The following is a 24,027-nucleotide window of genomic DNA, read 5'->3' on the forward strand; positions in this document are numbered from 1 at the left end:
GCCAGGACTGCAAGAGTGGGCTTGTGGCCGGCAGTCTGGGACAGAAAAGCCTGCCGCGCTCAGGCGCAGCAGGCTCTGCAAGTCGGGAATCGCTTTGCAACTGGGCGGCGGGATGTTGCCGCCCGGAAGGTATCAGCGGGCCGCCGCCAGCTCTTGTTGGACGCTGCCGACGGTACGAGGCCAAGGTTTACCAGCCTGGACCTTGGCTGGCAAGTTCTTGATTGCCGCAACCGCTGCATCGCGATTGGCGAAATTACCGTAGGTGACCACGTACAGCGGCTTGCCCTGCAGGGTTTTCTTGAAGTAGCGATAGTCGCCACCCTGGGCCTTGACGAAGGCTTGGGCCGACGCCTCGGAGCTGGTCCCCAGGATCTGCACCACGTAGTTGCCGGCTTTCTGGCCGGTGTACCAGCTGCTGTTGCCCGAACCGCCCGCGGCAGGTTTGGCCGCAGGCTTGGCCGTGGCCACCTGGGTCGGTGCCGGAGCAGGCTTGGCAGGTGCAACCGGCTTGGCCGGCTGGGTGGCAACAGGCTTGGGCGCCGGCGCAACCGGCTGCGCGGGCGCCGTGGCGATGGTCTGGGGCGCAGCATTGGTCACAGGCTGCGCTGGAGCCGGTGCAGGGCCAGCAGGCACGCCCTGCGGCGGCGCGGTCGTGGTCACGGTCGGTGGCGTCGCGGGTTGCAGCGCGGTGTCGCCAGCTGGGCTGCCTTCCTCGCCGTCACCCATCCCGGCCGCCTGGGCCAGCGGCTCACGCATCACCGGCTGCGATTGACCAACCAGCGGCAGCGGCATGGGCTGCGATGAGCCGGAGAACTCGATGGCCGGCTGGCCTTCGCCCAGAGGCAGCTGGGCCTGGGCGGCCGGCGCCTCGGCGGGTTTGTCGCTCTTCTTGGGCATCAGCACCGCCGCGGCAACCGCGACCACGACGACAGCGGACAGCGCTAGCACATGTTTCTTAGGCATATTGAACCCCATGGATGGTCGCTTGGCCGTACTGCGGCTGGCGATCATGGCTTCGATCAAGGTATCGCGGGCAACCTGGTTGATCGTTCCAGGCCAGCCGTCCGAGTTTTCATGGATGTCGACGATCTGTTCGCGGGTGAACACCTCGATGCCTCGGCCCGCGCCATCCAGGCGCTGCTCCAGGTACTCGCGGGTCTCCTCCTCACTGTACGGGGCAAGCTCGATGACATGGAACCGCTCGCCACCGGCATCGAGCCCTTCCAGGCCAGCGATCAACGACGGCTCGCCGAACAGGAATACGTGCGGACGCCCTTCAGGAACGCCGGCCGCCAACTCCAGCAACGCTTGGAGTGCCGACTCGTCCAGTTGTTCCGCATCGTCCACCAGCAAATAGACTTCCTGGCCGGTCAGTGCCAATTGCACCACCTGAGCAAGAATGGCCTGGACCTCGGCATGGGCCACGTCGAGCGCCTGGGCCACCTGGCCGAGCACGCTGGCCGCATCGCCCGCGCCGCGAGCAGACACCACTACGCTCTGCACCGACTGCTTGTTGGTGCTGGCCACCAGGGCCTGGCGCAGCAGGGTCTTGCCGCTGCCCATGGGGCCGGTGACCACCAGCATCAGCTGGCTGTAGCGTGCCAGGTGATGGAGCTGGCCCAGCACCGGCTTGCGCTGGGCGGGGAAGAACTTGAAGCCGGGCACCCGAGGTGCGAACGGGTCATGGCTCAACTGGTAGTGGTCGAGAAACGCCTCATCGGCATGCAAACTGGTCATCGCGCTGTCACAACCTCAAAGCTGGGCCACGATCGCGCGGTAGTCCGCCGCCAGCGTGGCTTGAAGAATCTCTTTCGGATAGTCGTCGGTCACCACGGCCTCGCCCATCTGGCGCAGCAGCACCAGGCGCAAGCGACCGTCGAGCACCTTCTTGTCGACCGCCATGTGCTCCATGAAATGCGCTGGGGTCATTTCCTCGGGCGGCACCACCGGCAGGCCTGCAGCCTGCAGCAGGCGAATGCCACGGTCCCGCGCGGGCTGGTCGATCCAGCCCAGGCGCATGGACATCTCCAGGGCCATCACGGTACCAGCGGCCACCGCCTCTCCATGCAGCCAGATGCCGTAGCCCATGTGGGTCTCGATGGCATGGCCGAAGGTGTGGCCGAGGTTCAGGGTCGCCCGCACGCCGGACTCGCGCTCGTCGGCACCGACCACGGCCGCCTTGGCGGCGCAGGAGCGGCGGATGGCCTCGGTCAGGGCGGCAGGCTCCAGCGCGCGCAAGGCCCCCATGTGTTCTTCGAGCCAGGTCAGGAATGGCTCGTCGCAGATCAGGCCGTACTTGATCACTTCCGCCAGGCCCGCCGACAGCTCGCGCTCGGGCAGGGTCTTGAGGCTAGTGGTGTCGATCAGGACCGCATTGGGCTGGTAGAACGCGCCGACCATGTTCTTGCCCAGCGGGTGGTTGATGCCGGTCTTGCCGCCTACCGACGAGTCCACCTGGGACAACAGGGTGGTCGGCACCTGGATGAAGTCGACGCCGCGCTGGTAGCAGGCGGCGGCGAAACCAGCCATGTCGCCGATCACGCCACCGCCCAGGGCTACCACGGTGGTGCGGCGGTCGTGGCGCGCAGTGAGCAGGGCATCGAAGATCAGTTGCAGGGTTTGCCAGTTCTTGTGGGCCTCGCCATCGGGCAGCACCACCGGCAGCACCGAATAGGCACCGAGGGTTCGGCTCAGGCGCTCGAGATACAGGGGCGCGACGGTTTCGTTGGAAACGATGGCGACCTGCCGCCCGGCAATGTGCGGTGCCAGCAGTTCGGGCTGGTCCAGCAGGCCTTCGCCAATGTAGATCGGGTAGCTGCGTTCGCCCAGGTCGACCTTTAGTGTCTGCATGTATCCCCACAATGTACTAGGGCGCGGCATCGTCCAGGCGACACCGCGCGGTAACGTTCAACCCGCCTCGGCGTTGGTCGCCGAGCATAGTCCCGGCTTACCGGGGCGGCAACTTCTCCAGGCGCTCGAGAATGTCGAGCACCACCATGCGCGGCGGCCGTTCGTCGGTTTCCACCACCAGGTCGGCAATCTCTCGGTACAGCGGGTCCCGGGTTTCCAACAGGGCGCGCAGGGTCGCCTCGGGGTTGGCCGTGCGCAATAAAGGGCGGTTGCGGTCGCGGGCGGTACGCCCGACCTGCTGCTCCACCGAGGCGTGCAGGTAGATCACCCGCCCGCCGTCGTGCAGGGCCTTGCGGTTGGCCTCGCGCATCACTGCACCGCCACCGGTTGCCAGGACCACGCCATCGAGGGCGCAAAGCTCGGCGATCATGGCCTGCTCACGGTCACGAAAACCCGGCTCGCCTTCCTTGTCGAAGATCCACGGGATATTGGCGCCGGTTCGCAGCTCGATTTCCTTGTCGGAATCCTTGAACAGCAGGCGCAGCTCTTTGGCCAAAAGGCGTCCGATGGTGCTTTTACCAGCGCCCATGGGCCCCACAAGTATCAAATTTCGCACAGAATCAACGACTCACAGCAATCGCCTGGTCACTCATGATACGCGGAGTCAGGAAGACCAGCAGCTCGGATTTTTTCTCTTGTAATGCATCGCGTCGAAACAGCCGCCCAACATACGGCAGATCGCCTAAAAATGGCACCTTGTCGACCACTTTGTTTTGCGTGGTCGAGTAGACGCCACCGATGACGATGGTCTGGCCATCGGCCACCCGGACCTTGGCGTTGACCTCGTTCTTGCGGATCGGCGGTACGTTGTTCAGTGCATTGACGTAGTCAGGCTCGTCTTTGGTCACCCTCACCGCCATGATCACCTTGCCGTCCGGCGTGATCTGCGGCGTGACCTCCAATGAAAGCGATGCTTCGCGAAACGAGATGGAGGTGGCGCCGCTCTTGCTGGTTTCCTGGTAGGGGACCTCCGTACCCTTGAGGATCCGCGCCGTTTCCTTGTCCGCCGTGACCACCTTCGGCTGGGAGATGATCTCGCCGTTACCGCTCTTCTCCATGGCACTGAGTTCCAGGTCCAGCAACGTGCCCCCACGTAGCAGGCCCAGCCCGACACCCGAACTGGCCCGCTCCACGCCCAGATCGACGAACAGATCCTTGCCCAGGCGAGCCTCCTCGCCCTGCAGCGGCGCGCCCCATTTCACCCCCAGGCTCTTTTCATAGTCGACATTGGCCTCGACGATACGCGCCTCGATCAGCACCTGGCGCACCGGCACGTCCAACTGCGCCACCAACTGTCGCAGTTCGGCCAGCCGATCGGCAGGCTGGTAGACCACCAACGTGTTGGTGCGGGCGTCCACGCTCAGGCTGCCGCGCCCGGTGAGGATGCCATCGTCGGCCAGCGCAGCCAGCAACAGCTCGGCCAGGTCCGCAGCCTTGGCGTGGTGAATCGGCAGCAATGCCCGACGCATGGGCTGCTGTTGCGCCTCCAGCGCCTGCCCCAAGCGTGCTTCGCGAAATTGCTCGGCCAACTCGGCTGCCGGTGCCACCAGCAGTACATTGCCCTCCTCACGTCGGGCCAAGCCCTTGCTGCGCAGCACAAGGTCAAGGGCCTGCTCCCAGGGAACCCCCTCCAGGCGCAGGGTCAGGTTGCCTTGCACGGTGTCGCTGGCCACCAGGTTGACACCGGCAAAGTCGGCGAGCACCTGCAGCGCCGCACGTACCTCTATGTCCTGGAAGTTCAGCGAGAGCGGCTCATCCCGACTGCCCAGCGCCATGCTGGCCTTGCCCGTCAGGAGTATCGCCAGCATCCATTTCCCCAGCCCGTTCACGCTCATCCATGACCTCATTACCCACCTGCTTCCTTAGCCTCAGGTATGCCGTCCGCTCGTGCCAGGCACCTGCGACGAACACACGCTCACGCACTTCGACCTGTTGGGCGCTCACCGCCACGACAATGCCCTGGTCCCGGCCCAGCCTGTCACCCTCGCCCACCCGGTAAAGGCGACCCGCAGCCTGGAGCAACGCCTGGTTTTGCCCATTGCGCGACAGGCTCCCCACCATTTCCACCTGTGCAAGCGCAACCCCGGCCAAGCCTCGAGGTGGCTTTTGCATCGACCACGGCGCGAACAGATCCACACTGGCAGGCTGGGCAACAGACCGCGCCGGCTCATAGGCCAACGAAGCCGGCGCTGCCAGGGCCTCTGCGGGATGGTACGACTCGACCTGCAAGCTCAGCCGCCGCACACCCGGCCGACCTTGCACACCGGTCAATTCCAGACGCGTAGGCCGCAACAGGCGAACTTGATCCAGCCACGCCTGCAGCCAAGATCGCAAGGCCGGATAGGTGCCAATGACCTGGATCTCGAGCGGCACCACCCGGTACCCCAGCCCGGCGCCCTCAGGCAACACATCGAGCTGCTCGAACACCAATCCCAAGGCGTGCCCCGAGCTGGCCAACCCGTCCAACAGGTCACTCATGTCCTCCCCTGCCGAAAGTCGCCAGCGCGCGTCGAGCAACTGACGCTGCAGGTCGGCCAGCGCCTCGGTGGCCGGCTGCAGCTGACGAGCGGCCTGGGCCTTGCGCTCGTGCACCAGGCGCAAGTCATCGGCTGAGGTCTCGCCGTGCTGCAAGGCCCGATGGCTTTCCCGCAGGAAAAGGAGCCACCCGAGGAGAAATACCGCCAGCATGAGCAGCCCAGGGGCAACCACCATGACGACCCGTGAACGACCAACCCACTCCGACCACTGCGCCTCGCCCAGCCCTTTCATGACCAGGTTGCCGATAGGCGCGCGACCAACAGGAACTCGTCTCCGGCAGGCAGGTTGCGAAGCCGTTTCAATTCCAAGCCTTGCAATACCGAGGCCTGCATCAAGTCACGCATGAACTGGGCAAGCACCGCTGGAGAGGCGGTCAGCCCCAACAGCCGAACCTCGTCATCCTTGAGTTGCAGCTCGCTCAGGTGCAATCCGTCAGGTATTACCCGTTCGAGCTCCAGCAGCATTGTCACGAACGCACCCTGGCCGGACCTCAAGCGCGCCAGCGCACGGGTTTGCCCTTCGATGCTCAGGCGCTGCTCACGTAGCGCCTCGATACGCGCCAGGGCCTGCTCTACCGGCTGCAAGGCTGCTTGCCTGGCGGTGGCCGCCAAGGCTTGTTGCTGCAGGCGCTGGCGTGCCAGGTGGTCCAACAGCATCACGCCACCGAGCGCGAACAGCAGACAGACGACCAGCGCCGTCTTGAACCGCCGCACAGCAGCCAGGCGGCGATGCTCGCGCCAGGGCAACAGGTTCAGGCGCACCCTCATCGGGCATCCCCCATCGCCAGGCCCAACGCCAGCACCAGGCTTGGTTCGCACCGGGTAAACGGCTGGAATACCGTGCAGGGCATGCCCAACTGCTCGGACAAGGCATCGACCCAACCTTCGTCGGCGGCGACCAGAAGAGGCTTGCACAGGGCCAACGACAAGGCACTGCGCAACCACTGCGCGACACGCTCGGCAGCCAGTGAACGATCCTCCGAGGCAAGCAGCCGCAGCGTCGTCCGCTGGGGCAGACCAGGCTCCGGCCAGCCATGCAGCACCGCACAGTCCGGCTCGATCCGAAGCAATGCCGGCGAACCGTCGCCTGCTGGCAGGGTCCGCGCCAGGGCAATGCTGTCGACCTCCACGGCCACGGGCTGCAGCCCGGCGCTGCCGAGCACCTCTTCCAATGGTGCGAGAGACTGCTGGCGGCACGCCCCCACCAGCACGCGGGCTTCACCGGCCTGGCCAGCCGCAGGCTCCAGTACCTGGAAATCCAGCGCCAGGTCCTGCAAGGGGAAGGGAAACAGGCGCTCGGCCTCCACCAGCAGTTGTGCCTCCATCTCGGATTCGGACAAACCCGCAGGCAGCCTACAGACCTTGCAGATCACCTCCGAGGCCGGCAGGGCGACTGCCGCCTGGCGTTGCCGGCTACCGCTGCGATGCCAGGCGCGCCGCAGCGCACCGGCCACCACATCGGGGCGGGTAGCCCACCCGCCCTCCGGCGATTCGAAAGGTTCCAGCGCCCAGGCCCCGACCGAACGACGCCCGTGACGCCCTTGCAATTGAAGGATTCGAACGGAATCGGAGGCAATTTCCACCCCCAGCAGTGAACCGGCATCCCTGCCGAAGCGTCCAAGCATGGCGTTTTCCTGACAGTTCGTCGCAATACCGCGCCACCGGAGCCGACCGCCCAGGCCGGCCGGTCACCCCGGCAAAGCGAAAAATGCTTATAATGCCCAGCGTTTTTTCCTGTCCGCCGGACCGCGTGCAATCCACTCCCAACCTGGACACCCAAAAGCCTTGATACGTCTGCTGAAGTTCTTCTGGTGGTCTTTCGTCGCAGTCATCTGCGCGCTCGTACTCGGTGTGAGCGGTGCGTTTCTGTATCTTAGCCCCAGCCTCCCCTCGGTCGAGTCCCTCAGAAGCATCCAGTTGCAGATCCCCTTGAGGGTATACAGCAGCGACGGCAAGCTGATTGCCGAGTTTGGCGAAATGCGCCGCTCGCCGATCCGCTTCGCGGACATCCCCCCACAATTCATCCAGGCACTTCTGTCAGCCGAGGACGACAACTTCCTCAACCACTACGGGGTCGATCCGAGCAGCCTGATGCGTGCCGCGACCCAGCTGGTGAAGTCCGGCCACATCCAGACTGGCGGCAGCACCATCACCATGCAGGTGGCGAAGAACTACTTCCTCACCAGCGAGCGCAGCTTCTCGCGCAAGACCAACGAGATCCTCCTGGCCCTGCAGATCGAACGCGAGCTGACCAAGGACGAGATCCTCGAGCTGTACGTCAACAAGATCTACCTGGGCAACCGCGCCTACGGCATCGAGGCTGCGGCACAGGTGTACTACGGCAAGTCGATCCGTGACGTCAGCCTGGCGCAGATGGCCATGATCGCCGGCCTGCCCAAGGCCCCTTCGCGCTTCAATCCGCTGGCCAACCCGGCGCGCGCCAAGGAGCGTCGCGACTGGATCCTGGGGCGCATGTACAAGCTCGGCAAGATCGACCAGGCTAGCTACGAAGCCGCCCTGGCCGAGCCGCTCAATGCCAGCTATCACGTACCGACGCCGGAAGTGAACGCGCCCTACATCGCCGAGATGGCCCGCGCCGAAATGGTCGGCCGCTATGGCAGCGAGGCCTACACCGAAGGTTTCCGCGTCACCACCACGGTGCCGAGCGACATGCAGGAAATGGCCAACAAGGCCGTGCTCAACGGCTTGTCCGCCTATGATGAACGCCACGGCTACCGAGGCCCGGAGGCGCGCTTCCCGGGCAAGACCCTCGAAGCCTGGCAGCAGGAGCTGGGTAAGCAGCGCATCCTGGGTGGCCTGGAACCGGCCATCGTCACCCAGGTGCAGGCTGACGGCCTGCAGGTGCTGACCCGCGGTGGCCAGCAGGAACATGTCGCCTGGGACACCATGAAGTGGGCCCGCCCGTTCATCAACAGCAATGCCCAGGGCCGCTCCCCGCAGTCGCCGAAGGACGTAGCCCAGGTCGGCGACCTGATCCGCATCCAGCGCCTGGAAGACGGCAAGCTCAAGTTCAGCCAGGTCCCCGGCGCGCAGAGCGCCCTGGTCACCCTCGACCCGTACAGCGGCGCCATCCGCGCCCTGGTCGGCGGCTTCTCGTTCGAACAGAGCAACTACAACCGCGCCATGCAGGCCAAGCGCCAGCCGGGCTCGAGCTTCAAGCCATTCGTCTACAGTGCCGCACTCGACAGCGGCTATACGGCGGCCAGCCTGGTCAACGACGCACCGATCGTGTTCGTCGATGAGTACCTGGACAAGGTCTGGCGCCCGAAGAACGACACCAACACCTTCCTCGGCCCGATCCGCATGCGCGAGGCGCTGTACAAGTCGCGCAACCTGGTCTCGATCCGTCTGCTGCAATCGATGGGTGTAGGCAAGACCATCGACTACATCACCAAGTTCGGCTTCAACAAGCAGGACCTGCCGCCGAACCTGTCCCTGGCCCTGGGTACCGCGACCCTCACCCCGATGGAGATCGCCACTGGCTGGAGCACCTTCGCCAACGGCGGCTACAAGATCAGCCCGTACCTGATCGAGCGCATCGAGAGCCGTAACGGCGAGACCCTGTTCACCGCCAACCCGGCCCGGGTCCCACAAGGCGACCAGGACCAAGCCGGCATCGCCGCACCGGAACAACCGATCAGCACCGCCGCCCTGCCCGGCGAAGCGCCCGTGGTCGCCGGCCAGGCTACGCCACAGCTACAGGTGCCAGCGGTAGCCGAACGCATCATCGATGGGCGCACCACCTACATCCTCACCAGCATGCTCCAGGACGTAATCAAGCGCGGTACCGGCCGCCGTGCCTTGGCCCTGGGTCGCAGCGACCTGGCAGGCAAGACCGGCACCACCAACGAATCCAAGGACGCCTGGTTCACCGGCTACAACGCCGACTATGTCACCACCGTATGGGTCGGCTTCGACCAGCCGGAAACCCTGGGCCGGCGCGAGTATGGCGGCACCGCGGCGCTGCCGATCTGGATGAGCTTCATGGGCGCGGCACTCAAGGACAAACCCGAGCACGCGCCCGCCGAGCCGGAGGGCATCCTCAGCCTGCGGGTCGACCCGGTCAGCGGCCGCGCGGCCACACCGAGCACGCCGAACGCCTATTTCGAGCTGTTCAAGGCCGAGGATTCGCCGCCTTCGGTGGACGAGCTGGGCAATGGCGCCATCCCCGGCAGCCCGCTGCCGGCGGACGAAACCGCGCCGATGGATCTGTTCTAGCAGGCGCGACGTCCACTTTCAGGAGATTGCCCCTGCGGGAGCGACTCTCTTGAGTTGCCTGCTCCGGCCCTATCGCTGGCAAGCCAGCTCCCACAGGTACGGCGGTGTCTCTGAAAACAGCGCAGGGCAGGTAGGAGCCCCAAACGAAAAAGCCCCGACTCTCACGAGCCGGGGCTTTTTCATGGCGCTACGGCCTGGATCAGCCGTTGAACACGTCGTTCACGCTCTGCAGCGGGTAGTGCTTCGGATATGGCAGGGTAGCTACGCCGGACTCGATGGCAGCCTTGGCCACGGCGTCGGAGACGACGGTGATCAGGCGTGGGTCCATCGGCTTCGGAATGATGTACTCACGACCGAATTCCAGGGCCTGTACGCCGTAGGCGTCGCACACTTCCTTCGGCACCGGCAGCTTGGCCAGGTCCTTCAGGGCGATGGCGGCAGCGATCTTCATTTCTTCGTTGATGCGCTTGGCGCGAACGTCCAGGGCACCACGGAAGATGAACGGGAAGCCCAGCACGTTGTTGACCTGGTTCGGGTAGTCGGAACGACCGGTGGCCATGATCACGTCGTTGCGGGTGGCGTGGGCCAGTTCCGGGGCGATTTCCGGGTCCGGGTTCGAGCAGGCGAACACGATCGGGTTGGCCGCCATGGATTTCAGACCTTCGGCGCTCAGCAGATTCGGGCCGGACAGACCGACGAACACGTCGGCACCTTCCAGGGCGTCAGCCAGGGTGCGCTTGTCGGTGGCATGGGCGAACTGCGCCTTGTATTGGTTCAGGTCGTCGCGGCCAGCGTGGATGACGCCAGTGCGGTCGATCATGAAGATGTTCTCGACCTTGGCACCCATGCTGACCAGCAGCTTCATGCAGGAGATGGCGGCAGCGCCGGCACCCAGGCAGACGATCTTGGCGTCTTCGAGCTTCTTGCCGGCGATTTCCAGGGCGTTGATCATGCCGGCCGCGGTGACGATCGCGGTACCGTGCTGGTCATCGTGGAAGACCGGGATGTCGCACTGCTCGATCAGGGTGCGCTCGATCTCGAAGCACTCTGGCGCCTTGATGTCTTCCAGGTTGATGCCACCGAAGGTGATGGAGATGCGCTTGACGGTGTCGATGAAGGCCTGCGGGCTTTCCGAGTCGACTTCGATGTCGAATACGTCGATACCGGCGAAACGCTTGAACAGAACACCCTTGCCTTCCATGACCGGCTTGGAGGCCAGCGGACCCAGGTCGCCGAGGCCGAGGATGGCGGTACCATCGGAAATCACTGCGACCAGGTTGCCCTTGCCGGTGTACTTGTAGGCCAGCTCTGGGTCACGGCCAATCTCGCGCACCGGCTCGGCGACGCCCGGGCTGTAGGCCAGGGCCAGGTCACGAGCGGTTGCGGTTGGCTTGGTGAGTTCGACGCTCAGTTTCCCCGGGCGAGGCTGAGCGTGATATTCGAGAGCGGCGGTTTTCAGGTCTGACATGGTGGGCATTCCGCTTGTTTACTGTTCTGACGGACCGCCGAGGATACGCAAAGAGCCGGGGGGCTACAAGACTGCCCGGTCACTTGTGTCAAGGCCTTTAGCCTACGACTTTACGCTATAACCCACGGGGCATACGCCATCAAGTGTGTACAATCCAATAGCGAAATGTCTACAACTATTTAACCTGAAACACGCTCCAACATGCTCGGATCGGTCAATGGCAACAACCAACGCCGCTGCCCTGGCTTCAGGCCGCCCTTGCGGGAACGATCCAGCACCCAGCCACGCGCCTCGACCTGGCGTCCCTTGAGACTATCGAAGAACCTTGCCGGGAAGTTGCGTTGCAGACGAGCGGGAACCTGCAGCACCACTTGCTCGCCAAGATCGAGCCAGACGCCGCCACGATTGCGCTCGATGCCCTGGACTTTGCCGCTGATGATGGCGAACCCAGACTGTCGCACATCGCCGTCACGCAGCACCGGCGATTGCCGCCAGAGCCCGGTTCGGGCTGCCCTGGCCGCTTGCTCGGCTTGCTGCTGGCAGGAAGCGAGGGTGACGTTGGGCGCCACCGCGACCCGATAGCCCAACCCCTCGCTGAGCAATACCGCCTCGAGATTGTCGCCATTGCGACCGTAGATATGCGCCAAGGTGCGCCCGTACTTGTCTTTCGACTCCACGCCCGGCACCAGGCCGACGCGCCCGTCGCTGGCTTTCACCAAAGCTTGCAGGCGGCGCTTGGCAGCCTCGGCATAGGGTTCGCTGGAGCGCCCCTTGCGGCCGATTTCCGGTGCGTTGAGCCCGATCATGCGAACGCTGCGCCCATCGCTCAGGCGCAAGGTGTCGCCATCGACCACCTGGCGCACCGCCACTTGCTGCGGTTTGTCGGGGAGGGGGCAGTAGGCCAGAGCGGGGAGGTGCCAGATCGCGCCCACAAAAAAAGCGCCCACAAGGGGCGCCTTTTTCTGCAGCAGCGCGAAACCCGAGGGGTTCGCCATACGCATGATTACTTCTTGGTACCGAACATACCGAAGCGATCGGCGAACTTCTGTACGCGACCACCGGTGTCCAGGACCTTCTGCTTGCCAGTGTAGAACGGGTGGCACTGGGAGCAGACGTCGATCGACAGAGGCTTGGCCAGGGTCGAACGGGTCTCGAACTTGTTGCCGCAGCTGCAGGTGACTGCAACTACTTCGTAATTCGGGTGAATTTCTGGTTTCATCGTCACTTCCTCGAGCTGCGTGCCGCCACCCAACACCAATTGTTGAATACCGCACGTAATTAGGCGGCGAATAATACCAGAGCATCACGCCAACGCAAGGTGTCGCGATCACCGACTGTCGTCTGCTAGTCTCGGCGGATTCCGAAATGCCCTCCAGAGACCTTCCGCGTGTCCGACGTCATCCTGCGCCTTGCCCTGCCCTCGCCCCTGCGTCGCCTGTTCGACTACCGGGCCCCGGCCAGCATGGCCCGCCAGGCGCTGGTGCCAGGCATGCGCATCCGCGTGCCGTTCGGGCGCCGGGAGATGATCGGCGTGCTGGTGGAAGTCTGCGACAAGAGCGAAGTCCCGGCAGACAAGCTCAAGCCTGCCAGCGCCCTGCTCGACCCGGTCTCGCCCCTGCCCGCCGCGCTGTTCAAGCTGTGCCTGTGGACCTCGCAGTATTACCAGCACAGCCTGGGCGACACCCTGAACTGGGCCCTGCCGACCCTGCTGCGCCAGGGCGAGCCGGCCGAGATGCGTCAGGAGCGCTTCTGGCACGTGGCGCCCGGCGCCCGCCTGGAAGACCCGCGCATCGCCCGTGCACCACGCCAGCGCGAAGCCCTCAAGACGTTGTCGCAACACCCCCACGGTGTCGCCCACAGCCTGTTGGCCAAGCTGGGCCTGAACAAAGACAGCCTGGATCTGTTGCTGGCCAAGGAACTGGTCCAGGTGGAAATACGCCGCCACCTGCCCCAGGCTCGTCACGAACACTGGTTGGCACAGCCGGAACTGCCTCTTAACGAGGAGCAGCTGGCTGCCTTCGATGCCGTGCGCTCGGGCTTCGGCGCCTTCCACGCCTTCCTCCTGGCCGGCGTGACGGGCAGCGGCAAGACCGAGGTCTACCTGCAGCTGATCCGTGAAACCCTGGAAGCGGGCAAGCAAGCATTGATCCTGATCCCCGAGATCAACCTGGGTCCACAGACCCTGGCGCGTTTCGAGCAGCGTTTCAATGCCCGCATCGCCCTGCTGCACTCGGCGGTAGGCGACCGTGAGCGCCTCGATGCCTGGCTGGCGGCCCGCGATGGCGAGGCCGACATCATCATCGGCACGCGCTCGGCGCTGTTCACGCCCATGAAGAATCCGGGCCTGATCATCATCGATGAGGAGCACGACGGTTCCTATAAGCAGCAAGAAGGCCTGCGCTACCACGCCCGGGACCTGGCCGTGGTTCGTGCCCACCAGGAAAACATCCCGATCCTGCTCGGCTCCGCCACGCCCTCGCTGGAGAGCCTGCACAACGCCCACAGCGGGCGCTACGGCCTGCTGCGCATGAACCAGCGCGCCGGCGGCGCACGTGCCCCTCGCTTCCTGCGCCTGGATGTGCGCAGCCTGCCCCTGGACAGCGGCATCAGCGGCCCGCTGCAGCAAGCCATCCGCCAGACCCTGGAAGCCGGCCAGCAAGTGCTGGTATTCCTCAACCGCCGCGGCTTCGCCCCGACGCTGCTGTGCCATGACTGCGGCTGGCTGAGCGAATGCCCACGCTGCGATGCGCGGATGACTGTACACCAACGCTCCGGCGTGCTGCGCTGCCACCATTGCGGCCACGACGAGCGCTTGCCGCACCAGTGCCCGCAGTGTGCCCATGTCGACCTGCGCCCGGTGGGCGCGGGCACTGAGCGGGCCGAGGAGCGCCTGAAAACGCTGTTCCCCGACTACCCTGTCCTGCGCGTCGACCGCGACAGCACCTCGCGCAAGGACGCCATGCACAACCTGTTCACCACCATCCAGCGCGGCCAGCCCAGCATCCTGGTCGGGACGCAGATGCTGGCCAAGGGACACCACTTCCCCCGGGTGACGCTGGTGGCCATCCTCGACGCCGATGGCGGCCTGTTCTCCGGCGATTTCCGCGCCAGCGAGCGCATGGCCCAGCTGATTGTCCAGGTGGCCGGCCGCGCCGGGCGGGCCGAGGAGCCAGGCAAGGTGATCATCCAGACCCACCTGGCCGAGCACCCCTTGCTGGTGCAGCTGACCGAGCAGGGCTACTTCGCCTTCGCCGAACAGGCCCTGAGCGAACGTCGGGCTGCAGGCCTGCCCCCTTTCGCCCATTTGGCCTTGCTGCGCGCCGAGGCGCACAAGCCGGGCCAGGCGGAGGGCTTTCTCGACGAGGCCTGCGCCGCGGCCGAACGCCTGCTGGCCGAGCAGAACCTGCACGGTATCGAGCTGCTCGGCCCGGTACCGGCGCCCATGGAGCGCCGAGCCGGGCGCTTCCGCGCGCAATTATTGCTCCAGGCCAATACCCGGGCGCCTTTGCATCGACTGATCAGCGCCTGGTTGCTAGTGTTGGAGCACATGCCGTCAGGGCGCCAGGTACGCTGGTCGCTGGACGTGGACCCGGTCGACCTGTACTGAACCGATCGCCCTATCGCCGGCAAGCCGGCTCCCACCTGCCCTGCACTATTTCAGAGACAACGCCGTACCTGTAGTCGGCGATAGGGCCGGACCATGCAGCACCAAAGGTTGGCAACACGCCCCCAGGAACGGATAATGCCCAGTTTTTCCACCTGCGCATCGAAGCGCCCCACCGCGCTTGCGGTCGAAAAGAGAACGCCATGAAAGACACCATTCGCCAGCTGATCCAGCAAGCCCTCACCCAACTCGTCTCCGACGGCGTGCTGCCTGAAGGGCTGACGCCGGCGATCCAGGTGGAAAATGCCCGGGACAAGACCCACGGCGATTTCGCCAGCAACATCGCCATGATGCTGGCCAAGCCCGCCGGCATGAAGCCACGCGACCTGGCCGAAAAACTCATCGATGCCCTGCCGGCCAGCGACGACATCACCAAGGTCGAGATCGCAGGCCCAGGCTTCCTTAACTTCTTCCAGAACACCCAGGCGCTGGCCAACCGCCTGGACGCCGCCCTGGCCGACGATCACTTGGGCGTGCGCAAGGCCGGCCCGAGCGAGAAGGTGGTGATCGACCTGTCGGCACCGAACCTGGCCAAAGAAATGCACGTCGGCCATCTGCGCTCGACCATCATCGGCGACAGCGTCGCCCGGGTCCTGGAGTTCCTCGGCGACCAGGTGATCCGCCAGAACCACGTGGGCGACTGGGGCACCCAGTTCGGCATGCTGTTGGCCTACCTGGAAGAGAACCCGATCACCAGCGACGAACTGTCGGACCTGGAGAACTTCTACCGCGCAGCCAAGAAGCGCTTCGACGAGTCCGAAGCGTTCGCCACCCGCGCCCGTGGCCTGGTGGTCAAGCTGCAGGCCGGCGACCCCGAGTGCATGGCCCTGTGGACCCGCTTCAAGGACATCTCCCTGTCCCACTGCCAGAAGACCTACGAGCTGCTCAATGTCAAACTGACCATGGCCGATGTGATGGGCGAAAGCGCCTACAACGCCGACCTGGCCAATGTCGTGGCCGACCTCAAGGCCAAGGGCCTGCTGGTCGAGGACCAGGGCGCCCAGTGCGTATTCCTCGACGAATTCAAGAATGCCGAAGGCGAGCCGCTGCCGGTGATCGTGCAGAAGGCCGACGGTGGCTACCTCTATGCCACCACCGACCTTGCCGCCGTACGCTACCGCAGCAATGTGCTCAAGGCCGATCGTGCCCTGTACTTCGTCGACCAGCGCCAGGCCCTGCATTTCAACCAGGTATTCGAAGTCGCCCGCCGCGCAGGTTTCGTCGGCCACCCGATGCAGATGGAGCACATGGGCTTCGGCACCATGAACGGCGCCGACGGCCGCCCGTTCAAGACCCGCGACGGCGGCACCGTGAAGCTGATCGACCTGCTCACAGAGGCCAAGGAACGCGCCTATACCCTGGTCAAGGACAAGAACCCGAGCCTGTCCGAGGACGAACTGCGCCGCATCGGTGAAGTGGTCGGCATCGGCGCAGTGAAGTACGCAGACCTGTCCAAGCACCGCACCAGCGACTACAGCTTCAACTTCGAGCTGATGCTCAATTTCGACGGCAACACCGCGCCGTACCTGCTGTACGCCTACACCCGCGTGGCCAGTGTGTTCCGCAAGCTGGGCAAGGGCTTTGACGAAGTCGAGGGCAAGATCACCCTGCAGGCTGCCCACGAGCAGGACCTGGCCGCGCGCCTGGCGCAGTTCGGCGAAGTGCTCAACAACGTGGCCGAGAAGGGCACCCCACACGTGCTGTGCAGCTACCTGTACGACATCGCCGGCCTGTTCTCCAGCTTCTACGAAAACTGCCCGATCCTCGCCGCCGAGACCGCCGAGCAGCAACAGAGCCGTCTGCGCCTGGCCGCCCTGACCGGTCGGACCCTCAAGCAGGGCCTGGAACTGCTCGGCCTGGAAACCCTGGAGCGCATGTAAGTTGGCTGCCAAGAAAAAACCCGCACCCAAGCGTGGCGCCAGCCGTAACCAGGCACCGGCCAAACAGCCGATCCCGGGCTGGATCTGGCTGGCGGTCGGCCTGACCGTCGGCGCCTTCATCGTCTTCCTGATGAAGCTCGAGCCTGGCGGCGACGACATCAAGCGCACCAAGCCCGAGCAGCAGAAGCCGGCGAAGGTCGCCGAAGCCGGTAAAGGCAGCGCACCTGCGCAGCAGCAGCCGGTCAAGCCCAAGTACGACTTCTATACGCTGCTGCCGGAGTCGGAGGTCATCGTGCCGCCCGAAGCCGTGCCGGAAAAAACTCCACCGGTGCCGGCGCAACCGGTCAAGCCGGTCACGCCGGCGGAAGCGGCGAAGATCGACACCGCCCGCGCCCAGGCCGCCCTGATGGGGCAGACACCTCCGCCTGCGCCCCCGGTGATCAAGCCGGCAGCGACCACGCAGTTCTTCCTCCAGGCCGGCTCGTTCCGCAAGCAGGCCGATGCCGACAAGGTCCGGGCACAGATCATCCTGCTCGGCCAGTCGGTCAAGGTGGAGTCGGGGACGGTGAAGGACGAGACCTGGTACCGCGTACTGGTCGGCCCGTTCAGCAACCGTGAACAGCTGACCGGGGCACAGAAGCAACTGGCCGGGGCAGGCTTTGGCAACCTGCTGTTGCAGCAACGACAGACCCGCCAGTAAACAAAAGAAGGCCTTGCCGCCCCACGCGACAAGACCTTTTTTCTGTCAGCGGCGTTCGGCGTTGACCTGGGAAATCTGGCTGTTGAGGGTCCAGAAGTCATACAGCACGCCCACCAGGAACAGGCCACCGGTGAGCAGGTAGATCAAGGCGCTGATCCACTTGCCCTGGTAAAGGCGATGCGCACCGAAGATCCCCAGGAAGGTCAGGAGGATCCATGCCAGGTTGTAGTCCACCCGCCCTGGCTGGAAGCGCATGTCCGCCTCACGGTCCATCGATGGAATCAGGAACAGGTCGATCAGCCAGCCAATGCCGAACAGGCCCAAGGTGAAGAACCAGAGGGTGCCTGTGATCGGCTTGCCGTAGTAGAAGCGGTGCGAGCCCGTGAAGCCGAAGATCCACAAGAGATAACCCAGGACCTTGCTGTGGGTGTCGTGCAACGGCGCCCCCTGTTGATAACCATTCATGCTTGTCCTCCTTGGGTTAGTGAAAAATTTTCTAAGGAAATTTGTGACTTTTTCCTTGGAAGCCGACGTATGGTACCCGCGCAATCGACCAACGGAACGAAAAACCCACCGTAGGTGTTATAGAGTTGCGCGCCATACAGCCAACACATACCTAAAAGAGTTTCAACTATGCCGCCTTTGTTCAAGACATGGCTGACCCTCTGCCTTCTGTTACCCCTGGCCGCCCACGCCACCAACCGTGAGCAACGTCTTCCCAACGGGTTTACCGGCTACACCACCAACGCCAGTAGCACCGTAAAGCGCACGCCGATCAAGCAGACCAGCTTGCGCGCTCGCCCGAGCAACGCCGCCAAGGTCTCCAGCCAACTGCCTGTGGCCATGATGTCGGCCAAGCAGAGCAGCAATGTGCTCAGCCGTGCCGTCAATGTACTCGGCGCGCCCTACCGTTGGGGCGGCAGCAGCCCGAGCAAGGGCTTCGACTGCAGCGGGCTGGTCAAGTACGCCTTCACCGATGTCGCCGACGTCTACCTGCCGCGCACCTCCAATGCCATGGCCCGCGGGCATGGCGTCAAGGTGGCCAAGAGCGACCTCAAGCCAGGCGACCTGATCTTCTTCAACATCAAGAGCCGCCGGGTCAATCACGTGGCCATCTACCTGGGCAACGACCGCTTCATCCATGCACCGCGTACTGGCAAGCGGGTGAGCATCGATACCCTGAGCAAGCCGTACTGGCAACGGCATTACGTGGTGGCCAAGCGGGTGTTGCCCAAAGAACAGACGCTGGCCCTGGCCAAGCGCTGAACCTGTCCCCATAGGCCCTGCTCCTTGTGGGTGATTCAGTCGTTGTGGACAAGCATTTAGCACCACTGCCTGGCAAGGGCTTCGCCCTTGATCGCGGGACAAGCCCGCTCCCACAGGGGAGGCGATCTGTCTGAGTTGTGTAGTCAGCACAGCTTATGACTGGATCCTGGAGAACAATACCCGCACGGCAGTACGTGGTCCCTTGTGGGAGCGGGCTTGTCCCGCGATCAAGGGCGCAGCCCTTGCCAGGCATAGCGATATCGGGCCCGGCCCGCCCCTCCGACGTCCGTCCGTGACCGCGTTACGCTACCTCGCCCCGCTCTCGCAACGCCTGCAACGCCATCTCCATCGTCTTCATCCCCGCCGCCGCCCCGGTCTGCATCACGGACTGCAACTGCGCCATCCGCCCCTCGCGGATCAGGTTGCGCACCGCAGGCGTCGCCACCAGCACTTCCCGTGCAGCCACCCGGCCACCGCCCACACGCTTGACCAGCACCTGCGCCACCACCAGGCGCAACGACTCCGCCAGCATCGCCCGTACCAGCGCCTTTTCTTCTGCGGCAAACACCTCCACCAACCGGTCGATGCTGTTCACCGCCGACCGGGTATGCACCGTCGCCAGCACCAAGTGGCCGGTTTCCGCTGCGCGCAAGGCCAGGCGAATGCTCTCCAGGTCACGCAATTCACCGATCACGATCACATCCGGGTCCTGACGCAAGGCGCTGCGCAGGCCCTGGGCGAAATCCCGGCAGTCGCGGCCAATCTCACGCTGGCTGACCAGGCTGCGCTGGCTGCTGTGGATAAGTTCAACAGGGTCTTCGAGCGTGATGATGTGCAAGGCGTGCGTGTGGTTGAGCTGGTCGACCAGGGCCGCCACGGTGGACGACTTGCCGCTGCCGGTCGGCCCGCCGACCAGCACCAGGCCGTCGCGCCACTGCGCAACAGGCTGAAACACTTCCTCCAGGCCCAGCTCATCCACGGTCGGCACGCGGCTGGGTAGCAAGCGCAGGCTCGCCCCGGGCCCATTGCGTTGGCGGTACAGGTTCAAGCGGATACGCACAGGGCCCGGCAGCGTCACGGCCAGGTCCAGCTCATCGCCACTCGCCCATTGGCGCCGCTGTGCTTGGTCCAGCAGCGGCGCCAATGCATCCTCGAGGGCGCAGGCCGCCAGGGGCGGCAGGTCCAGGCGCTGCAGCTGGCCATCCAGGCGCAGCATGGGAATTTCGCCCGCGGCCAGGTGCAGGTCAGACGCCCCCGCAGCCTTGGCCCGGGCCAGCAGGTCGGTCACATCCATGAGACTCCCCAAAGGCCATCAAGCAGGTAGAATGCCGCAGACCACAGAGCCGTCGGCATCGATTCCATGTCCACCATAGCAGACAACCTTTCCGCCCTCGCCGCTCGCATCGACAGCGCAGCACAGGCCGCCGGACGCGACCCGGCCAGCGTCCAGCTGTTGGCGGTGAGCAAGACCAAACCGGCCAGCGCCATCCGCGAGATCCACGCCGCAGGCGTGCGCGATGTCGGCGAAAACTATCTACAGGAGGCCCTGGCCAAGCAGGTCGAGCTCGATGACCTGCCCTTGATCTGGCACTTCATCGGCCCCATTCAGTCGAACAAAACCAAGGCCATTGCCGAGCATTTCGACTGGGTACATTCCGTGGACCGCCTGAAGATCGCCCAACGCCTGTCCGAACAACGCCCCGAGGGCCTGGCGCCGCTGAACATCTGTCTGCAGGTGAATGTCAGCGGCGAGGACAGCAAGTCCGGCTGCCCCCCCGCCGACCTGCCAGCCCTGGCCCAGGCCGTGGCGGCCCTGCCCCGGCTACGCCTGCGTGGCCTGATGGCGATCCCCGAGCCCACCGATGACCGCGCCGCCCAGGAGGCCGCCTTCGCCAGCCTGCGCCAGTTGCAGGAAGGCCTTGGCCTAGGCCTGGACACCTTGTCCATGGGCATGAGCCACGACCTCGAGGCCGCCATCGCCCAGGGAGCGACCTGGGTACGTATCGGCACCGCCCTGTTCGGGGCGCGCGACTACGGCGCCGCCTGAATCCATGCTTTACTCACTCTCTCCCTCAAGGACCTGACATGAGCAAGACACGAATTGCCTTTATCGGCGCCGGCAACATGGCCGCCAGCCTGATCGGCGGCCTGCGTGCCCAGGGCCTGGATGCCGCGCAGATCCGCGCCAGCGACCCGGGCGCCGAGACCCGGGCGCGGATCAGCGCCGAGCATGGCATCGAAGCCTTCGAAGACAACGCCCAGGCCATTACCGGCGCAGACGTGATCGTCCTGTCGGTCAAGCCACAGGTCATGAAGGCCGTGTGCCAAGCCCTGCAGCCACACCTCGCCCCAGGCCAGCTGATCGTTTCCATCGCTGCCGGCATCACCTGCGCCAGCCTCCAGGCCTGGCTCGGCGCCCGCCCGGTGGTGCGCTGCATGCCCAATACCCCGGCCCTGCTGCGCCAGGGCGCCAGCGGCCTGTACGCCACCGTCGAAGTCTCGGCCGAGCAGCGCCAGCAGGCCGAGCAATTGCTGTCTGCCGTGGGCACCGTGCTGTGGCTGGAGCAGGAGCAGCAGCTAGATGCCGTCACCGCCGTTTCCGGCAGCGGCCCGGCCTACTTCTTCCTGCTGATCGAGGCCATGACCGCCGCCGGCGAGAAGCTCGGCCTGCCGCGCGAAACTGCCTCCCAGCTGACCTTGCAGACCGCCCTGGGCGCCGCGCACATGGCCGCAGCCAGCGACGTCGACGCCGCCGAACTGCGCCGCCGCGTGACCTCGCCGGCCGGCACCACGGAGGCTGCGATCAAGTCGTTCCAAGGCAATGGCTTCGAGGCCATCGTCGAGCAGGCACTGGAGGCCGCGGCAAAACGTTCCGCCGAACTGGCCGAGCAACTGGGCAAATAAGGAGCTGTCGATGAATGCATTGTCCGGCGCCGCGATTTTCGTGGTGCAAACCCTGGTCAGCCTGTACCTGGTGATCGTCCTGCTGCGCTTCGTACTGCAACTGGTCAAGGCCGACTTCTACAACCCGCTGAGCCAGTTCGCGGTGCGCGCCACCCAGCCGCTGCTCAAGCCGCTTCGCCGCATCATCCCCAGCGTCGGTGGCCTGGACACTTCGTCCCTGGTGTTGTCGGTGGTGATCCAGGCGCTGCTGATGGCCTTCGTGCTGATGGTCAGCTACGGTACCTTCGGCGACGTCTTGCACCTGCTGATGTGGGCGATCATCGGTGTCACCTCGCTGTTCCTGAAGATCTTCTGGGTGGCGATGATCGTCATGGTGATCGTGTCCTGGGTCGCCCCCAACAGCCACAACCCGGCGGCCGAACTGGCCTACCAGATCAGCGAACCGGTGCTGGCGCCGTTCCGTCGCCTGGTCCCGAACCTCGGCGGCATGGACATCTCGCCGATCTTCGCATTCCTGGCGATCCAGGTGATCCAGTCGTTCGTCATGCCCCCGCTGGCCGCCTACGCTGGCATGCCACAAGAGCTGTGGCGAATGATCTGACCGACCTTGCCCCCAGCGGCAAGCCTTCGCTTGCCGCTGGGGGTGGCCCTCTTTAGACTTACGCCTCCGTCAAGCGTGAGCAGGGTCGATGTCCACTGTCCTTCCCGAAGATTCCGTTGGTCTGGTAACACCGCAAACCGCCCGGTTCGATGAGCCGCTGGCCCTGGCCTGCGGCCGCTCCCTGGCCAGCTACGAGCTGGTCTACGAAACCTATGGCACCCTCAACAGCACTGCCAGCAATGCCGTGCTGATCTGCCATGCGTTGTCCGGCCACCACCATGCCGCGGGCTACCACGCCCCTACCGACCGCAAGCCGGGCTGGTGGGACAGCTGCATAGGCCCTGGCAAACCGATCGACACCAACCGCTTCTTCGTGGTCAGCCTGAACAACCTGGGCGGCTGCAACGGCAGCACCGGCCCGAGCAGCACCAACCCGGCCACCGGCAAGCCCTACGGCGCGGAGTTCCCGGTCCTGACCGTGGAAGACTGGGTACACAGCCAGGCGCGCCTGGCCGACCGCCTGGGCATCGGCCAGTGGGCCGCCGTGGTCGGCGGCAGCCTGGGCGGCATGCAGGCGCTGCAGTGGACCATCAGCTACCCGGACCGCGTTCGCCATTGCGTGGACATTGCCTCGGCCCCCAAGCTCTCGGCACAGAACATCGCCTTCAACGAGGTGGCACGCCAGGCCATCCTCACCGACCCGGAGTTCCACGGCGGCTCGTTCCAGGACCAAGGCGTGATTCCCAAGCGCGGCCTGATGCTTGCGCGCATGGTCGGCCATATCACCTACCTGTCCGACGACTCCATGGGTGAGAAATTCGGTCGCGAGCTCAAGAGCGACAAGCTCAACTACGACTTCCACAGTGTCGAGTTCCAGGTCGAGAGCTACCTGCGCTACCAAGGCGAGGAGTTCTCCGGGCGCTTCGACGCCAATACCTACCTGCTGATGACCAAGGCGCTGGACTATTTCGACCCGGCCGCAAGCCACGGCGGCGATCTGGCCGCTACCCTGGCACACGTCTCGGCGGACTACTGCATCATGTCATTCACCACCGACTGGCGCTTCTCCCCGGCGCGTTCGCGGGAGATCGTCGACGCCCTGATGGCAGCACGCAAGAACGTCTGCTACCTGGAGATCGACTCACCTTACGGGCACGATGCCTTCCTGATCCCCACGCCTCGCTACATGCAGGGTTTCGCGAACTACATGAACCGCATCGCCATCTGAGGACAGCATGAGAGCCGACCTGGAAATCATCCACGACTGGATCCCCGCCGGCAGCCGGGTACTCGACCTGGGCTGCGGCAGCGGCGAACTGCTGGCCTCGTTGCGCGAGCGCAAGCAGGTCACCGGCTATGGCCTGGAGATCGACGCCGACAACATCGCCGCCTGCGTGGCCAAGGGCGTCAACGTCATCGAGCAGGACCTGGACAAGGGCTTGGGCAACTTCGCCAGCAACAGCTTCGACGTGGTGGTCATGACCCAGGCCCTGCAGGCCGTGGAGTACCCCGACCGCATCCTCGACGAGATGTTGCGCGTGGGGCGTCAATGCATCATCACTTTCCCCAACTTCGGCCACTGGCGTTGCCGTTGGTACCTGGCGACCAAAGGTCGCATGCCGGTCTCGGACTTCATGCCCTACACCTGGTACAACACCCCGAACATCCACTTCTGCACCTTCGCCGACTTCGAAGAGCTGTGCCACGAGCGCAACGCCAAGGTCATCGACCGCCTGGCGGTCGATCATCTGCACCGTAATGGGTGGGCGGGCCGGCTATGGCCTAATCTTCTAGGGGAGATCGGCATTTATCGCGTCAGTAGCCGCGGCCTGCCAGAACATCAGGTCGCGGTCTGAAC

Annotated in this window: 22 protein-coding genes; 10 read left to right on the forward strand and 12 right to left on the reverse strand. The window is 64.9% G+C overall.

The annotated features are described in order from the left end of the window. Positions 1–132 precede the first annotated feature (132 nt). The 7 genes from AC1MHZ_RS01715 to pilM form a co-directional block, all read right to left on the reverse strand. A complete protein-coding gene (locus AC1MHZ_RS01715; protein ID WP_084853845.1) occupies positions 133–1,737 on the reverse strand; it encodes an AAA family ATPase in 1,605 nt (534 codons plus the stop codon). Positions 1,738–1,752: 15 nt separating this feature from the next. Next, complete coding sequence (aroB, locus tag AC1MHZ_RS01720) at positions 1,753–2,850, reverse strand: 3-dehydroquinate synthase (RefSeq protein ID WP_084853844.1); 1,098 nt, start codon at positions 2,848–2,850, stop codon at positions 1,753–1,755. 97 nt (positions 2,851–2,947) lie between these two features. Continuing rightward, a complete protein-coding gene (aroK, locus tag AC1MHZ_RS01725; RefSeq protein ID WP_084853842.1) occupies positions 2,948–3,466 on the reverse strand; it encodes a shikimate kinase AroK in 519 nt (172 codons plus the stop codon). Positions 3,467–3,470: 4 nt separating this feature from the next. Beyond that, positions 3,471–4,757 carry a type IV pilus secretin PilQ gene (locus AC1MHZ_RS01730; protein WP_482965960.1) on the reverse strand — a complete coding sequence of 429 codons (1,287 nt, stop codon included), beginning with the start codon at positions 4,755–4,757 and terminating at the stop codon, positions 3,471–3,473. Then, positions 4,663–5,679 carry a pilus assembly protein PilP gene (locus AC1MHZ_RS01735; RefSeq protein WP_482965961.1) on the reverse strand — a complete coding sequence of 339 codons (1,017 nt, stop codon included), beginning with the start codon at positions 5,677–5,679 and terminating at the stop codon, positions 4,663–4,665. The genes AC1MHZ_RS01730 and AC1MHZ_RS01735 overlap by 95 nt, the downstream gene beginning before the upstream one ends. Further along, on the reverse strand, positions 5,676–6,215 hold the full coding sequence (locus tag AC1MHZ_RS01740) for a PilN domain-containing protein (protein ID WP_084853837.1): 540 nt from the start codon (positions 6,213–6,215) through the stop codon (positions 5,676–5,678). Before AC1MHZ_RS01740 ends, AC1MHZ_RS01735 begins: the two co-directional genes overlap by 4 nt. After that, positions 6,212–7,072 carry a type IV pilus biogenesis protein PilM gene (gene pilM / locus AC1MHZ_RS01745; protein ID WP_324813692.1) on the reverse strand — a complete coding sequence of 287 codons (861 nt, stop codon included), beginning with the start codon at positions 7,070–7,072 and terminating at the stop codon, positions 6,212–6,214. Before pilM ends, AC1MHZ_RS01740 begins: the two co-directional genes overlap by 4 nt. 163 nt (positions 7,073–7,235) lie before the next feature. Here pilM and AC1MHZ_RS01750 point away from each other — a divergent pair, with 163 nt between their 5' ends. After that, positions 7,236–9,686, forward strand: coding sequence for a penicillin-binding protein 1A (locus AC1MHZ_RS01750; RefSeq protein WP_465002266.1), 2,451 nt, complete (start codon positions 7,236–7,238; stop codon positions 9,684–9,686). A gap of 199 nt (positions 9,687–9,885) precedes the next feature. On the opposite strand, the gene AC1MHZ_RS01755 is transcribed toward AC1MHZ_RS01750, so the two are convergent. From AC1MHZ_RS01755 to rpmE, 3 genes are all read right to left on the reverse strand, one after another. Further along, a complete protein-coding gene (locus AC1MHZ_RS01755) occupies positions 9,886–11,154 on the reverse strand; it encodes a malic enzyme-like NAD(P)-binding protein (protein WP_084853834.1) in 1,269 nt (422 codons plus the stop codon). Positions 11,155–11,333: 179 nt separating this feature from the next. Continuing rightward, positions 11,334–12,155, reverse strand: a complete 822-nt coding sequence (locus AC1MHZ_RS01760; RefSeq protein WP_084853832.1) for a thermonuclease family protein — start codon at positions 12,153–12,155, stop codon at positions 11,334–11,336. Positions 12,156–12,157: 2 nt separating this feature from the next. Continuing rightward, positions 12,158–12,373 (reverse strand): 50S ribosomal protein L31, encoded by a 216-nt coding sequence (rpmE, locus tag AC1MHZ_RS01765; RefSeq protein ID WP_084853831.1) that lies wholly within the window; start codon positions 12,371–12,373, stop codon positions 12,158–12,160. A 168-nt stretch (positions 12,374–12,541) separates the two neighbouring features. On the opposite strand from rpmE, the gene AC1MHZ_RS01770 reads away from it, so the two are divergent. From AC1MHZ_RS01770 to AC1MHZ_RS01780, 3 genes are all read left to right on the forward strand, one after another. Beyond that, positions 12,542–14,761 carry a primosomal protein N' gene (locus AC1MHZ_RS01770; protein WP_084853829.1) on the forward strand — a complete coding sequence of 740 codons (2,220 nt, stop codon included), beginning with the start codon at positions 12,542–12,544 and terminating at the stop codon, positions 14,759–14,761. Positions 14,762–14,961: 200 nt separating this feature from the next. After that, positions 14,962–16,698, forward strand: coding sequence for an arginine--tRNA ligase (argS, locus tag AC1MHZ_RS01775; protein WP_084853827.1), 1,737 nt, complete (start codon positions 14,962–14,964; stop codon positions 16,696–16,698). A gap of 1 nt (position 16,699) precedes the next feature. Then, positions 16,700–17,398, forward strand: coding sequence for an SPOR domain-containing protein (locus AC1MHZ_RS01780; protein ID WP_084853826.1), 699 nt, complete (start codon positions 16,700–16,702; stop codon positions 17,396–17,398). A 45-nt stretch (positions 17,399–17,443) separates the two neighbouring features. On the opposite strand, the gene AC1MHZ_RS01785 is transcribed toward AC1MHZ_RS01780, so the two are convergent. Then, positions 17,444–17,863, reverse strand: coding sequence for an NINE protein (locus tag AC1MHZ_RS01785; RefSeq protein WP_084853824.1), 420 nt, complete (start codon positions 17,861–17,863; stop codon positions 17,444–17,446). 168 nt (positions 17,864–18,031) lie between these two features. Here AC1MHZ_RS01785 and AC1MHZ_RS01790 point away from each other — a divergent pair, with 168 nt between their 5' ends. Then, complete coding sequence (locus AC1MHZ_RS01790; RefSeq protein WP_482965962.1) at positions 18,032–18,664, forward strand: C40 family peptidase; 633 nt, start codon at positions 18,032–18,034, stop codon at positions 18,662–18,664. A gap of 301 nt (positions 18,665–18,965) precedes the next feature. Here the strand turns inward: AC1MHZ_RS01790 and AC1MHZ_RS01795 are convergent, their stop codons facing one another. Beyond that, a complete protein-coding gene (locus AC1MHZ_RS01795) occupies positions 18,966–19,958 on the reverse strand; it encodes a type IV pilus twitching motility protein PilT (RefSeq protein ID WP_482965963.1) in 993 nt (330 codons plus the stop codon). A 66-nt stretch (positions 19,959–20,024) separates the two neighbouring features. On the opposite strand from AC1MHZ_RS01795, the gene AC1MHZ_RS01800 reads away from it, so the two are divergent. The 5 genes from AC1MHZ_RS01800 to metW all read left to right on the forward strand — a co-directional run bounded on the left by AC1MHZ_RS01800 (position 20,025) and on the right by metW (position 24,025). Continuing rightward, positions 20,025–20,711, forward strand: coding sequence for a YggS family pyridoxal phosphate-dependent enzyme (locus tag AC1MHZ_RS01800; RefSeq protein WP_324813672.1), 687 nt, complete (start codon positions 20,025–20,027; stop codon positions 20,709–20,711). Positions 20,712–20,749: 38 nt separating this feature from the next. Further along, positions 20,750–21,568 (forward strand): pyrroline-5-carboxylate reductase, encoded by an 819-nt coding sequence (gene proC / locus AC1MHZ_RS01805; RefSeq protein ID WP_084853817.1) that lies wholly within the window; start codon positions 20,750–20,752, stop codon positions 21,566–21,568. Between the two features lie 10 nt (positions 21,569–21,578). After that, positions 21,579–22,169, forward strand: a complete 591-nt coding sequence (locus tag AC1MHZ_RS01810) for a YggT family protein (RefSeq protein ID WP_084853815.1) — start codon at positions 21,579–21,581, stop codon at positions 22,167–22,169. An 88-nt stretch (positions 22,170–22,257) separates the two neighbouring features. Next, the gene (gene metX, locus AC1MHZ_RS01815; protein ID WP_084853813.1) at positions 22,258–23,397 is read left to right on the forward strand and encodes a homoserine O-succinyltransferase MetX; all 1,140 of its coding nucleotides are present in this window, start codon (positions 22,258–22,260) and stop codon (positions 23,395–23,397) included. Between the two features lie 7 nt (positions 23,398–23,404). Continuing rightward, a complete protein-coding gene (gene metW, locus AC1MHZ_RS01820) occupies positions 23,405–24,025 on the forward strand; it encodes a methionine biosynthesis protein MetW (RefSeq protein ID WP_084853812.1) in 621 nt (206 codons plus the stop codon). Positions 24,026–24,027 lie beyond the last annotated feature (2 nt).

It is taken from the genome of Pseudomonas sp. FA-1 (genome assembly GCF_056856075.1).

Coding starts and splice junctions, on each gene's coding strand:
- AC1MHZ_RS01715 (WP_084853845.1), bottom strand. CDS start 1,737: ATGACCAGTTTGCATGCCGATGAGGCGTTTCTCGACCACTACCAGTTG.
- aroB (WP_084853844.1), bottom strand. CDS start 2,850: ATGCAGACACTAAAGGTCGACCTGGGCGAACGCAGCTACCCGATCTAC.
- AC1MHZ_RS01730 (WP_482965960.1), bottom strand. CDS start 4,757: ATGAGGTCATGGATGAGCGTGAACGGGCTGGGGAAATGGATGCTGGCG.
- AC1MHZ_RS01735 (WP_482965961.1), bottom strand. CDS start 5,679: ATGAAAGGGCTGGGCGAGGCGCAGTGGTCGGAGTGGGTTGGTCGTTCA.
- AC1MHZ_RS01740 (WP_084853837.1), bottom strand. CDS start 6,215: ATGAGGGTGCGCCTGAACCTGTTGCCCTGGCGCGAGCATCGCCGCCTG.
- pilM (WP_324813692.1), bottom strand. CDS start 7,072: ATGCTTGGACGCTTCGGCAGGGATGCCGGTTCACTGCTGGGGGTGGAA.
- AC1MHZ_RS01755 (WP_084853834.1), bottom strand. CDS start 11,154: ATGTCAGACCTGAAAACCGCCGCTCTCGAATATCACGCTCAGCCTCGC.
- AC1MHZ_RS01760 (WP_084853832.1), bottom strand. CDS start 12,155: ATGCGTATGGCGAACCCCTCGGGTTTCGCGCTGCTGCAGAAAAAGGCG.
- rpmE (WP_084853831.1), bottom strand. CDS start 12,373: ATGAAACCAGAAATTCACCCGAATTACGAAGTAGTTGCAGTCACCTGC.
- argS (WP_084853827.1), top strand. CDS start 14,962: ATGAAAGACACCATTCGCCAGCTGATCCAGCAAGCCCTCACCCAACTC.
- AC1MHZ_RS01785 (WP_084853824.1), bottom strand. CDS start 17,863: ATGAATGGTTATCAACAGGGGGCGCCGTTGCACGACACCCACAGCAAG.
- AC1MHZ_RS01790 (WP_482965962.1), top strand. CDS start 18,032: ATGCCGCCTTTGTTCAAGACATGGCTGACCCTCTGCCTTCTGTTACCC.
- AC1MHZ_RS01795 (WP_482965963.1), bottom strand. CDS start 19,958: ATGGATGTGACCGACCTGCTGGCCCGGGCCAAGGCTGCGGGGGCGTCT.
- AC1MHZ_RS01800 (WP_324813672.1), top strand. CDS start 20,025: ATGTCCACCATAGCAGACAACCTTTCCGCCCTCGCCGCTCGCATCGAC.
- proC (WP_084853817.1), top strand. CDS start 20,750: ATGAGCAAGACACGAATTGCCTTTATCGGCGCCGGCAACATGGCCGCC.
- AC1MHZ_RS01810 (WP_084853815.1), top strand. CDS start 21,579: ATGAATGCATTGTCCGGCGCCGCGATTTTCGTGGTGCAAACCCTGGTC.
- metX (WP_084853813.1), top strand. CDS start 22,258: ATGTCCACTGTCCTTCCCGAAGATTCCGTTGGTCTGGTAACACCGCAA.
- metW (WP_084853812.1), top strand. CDS start 23,405: ATGAGAGCCGACCTGGAAATCATCCACGACTGGATCCCCGCCGGCAGC.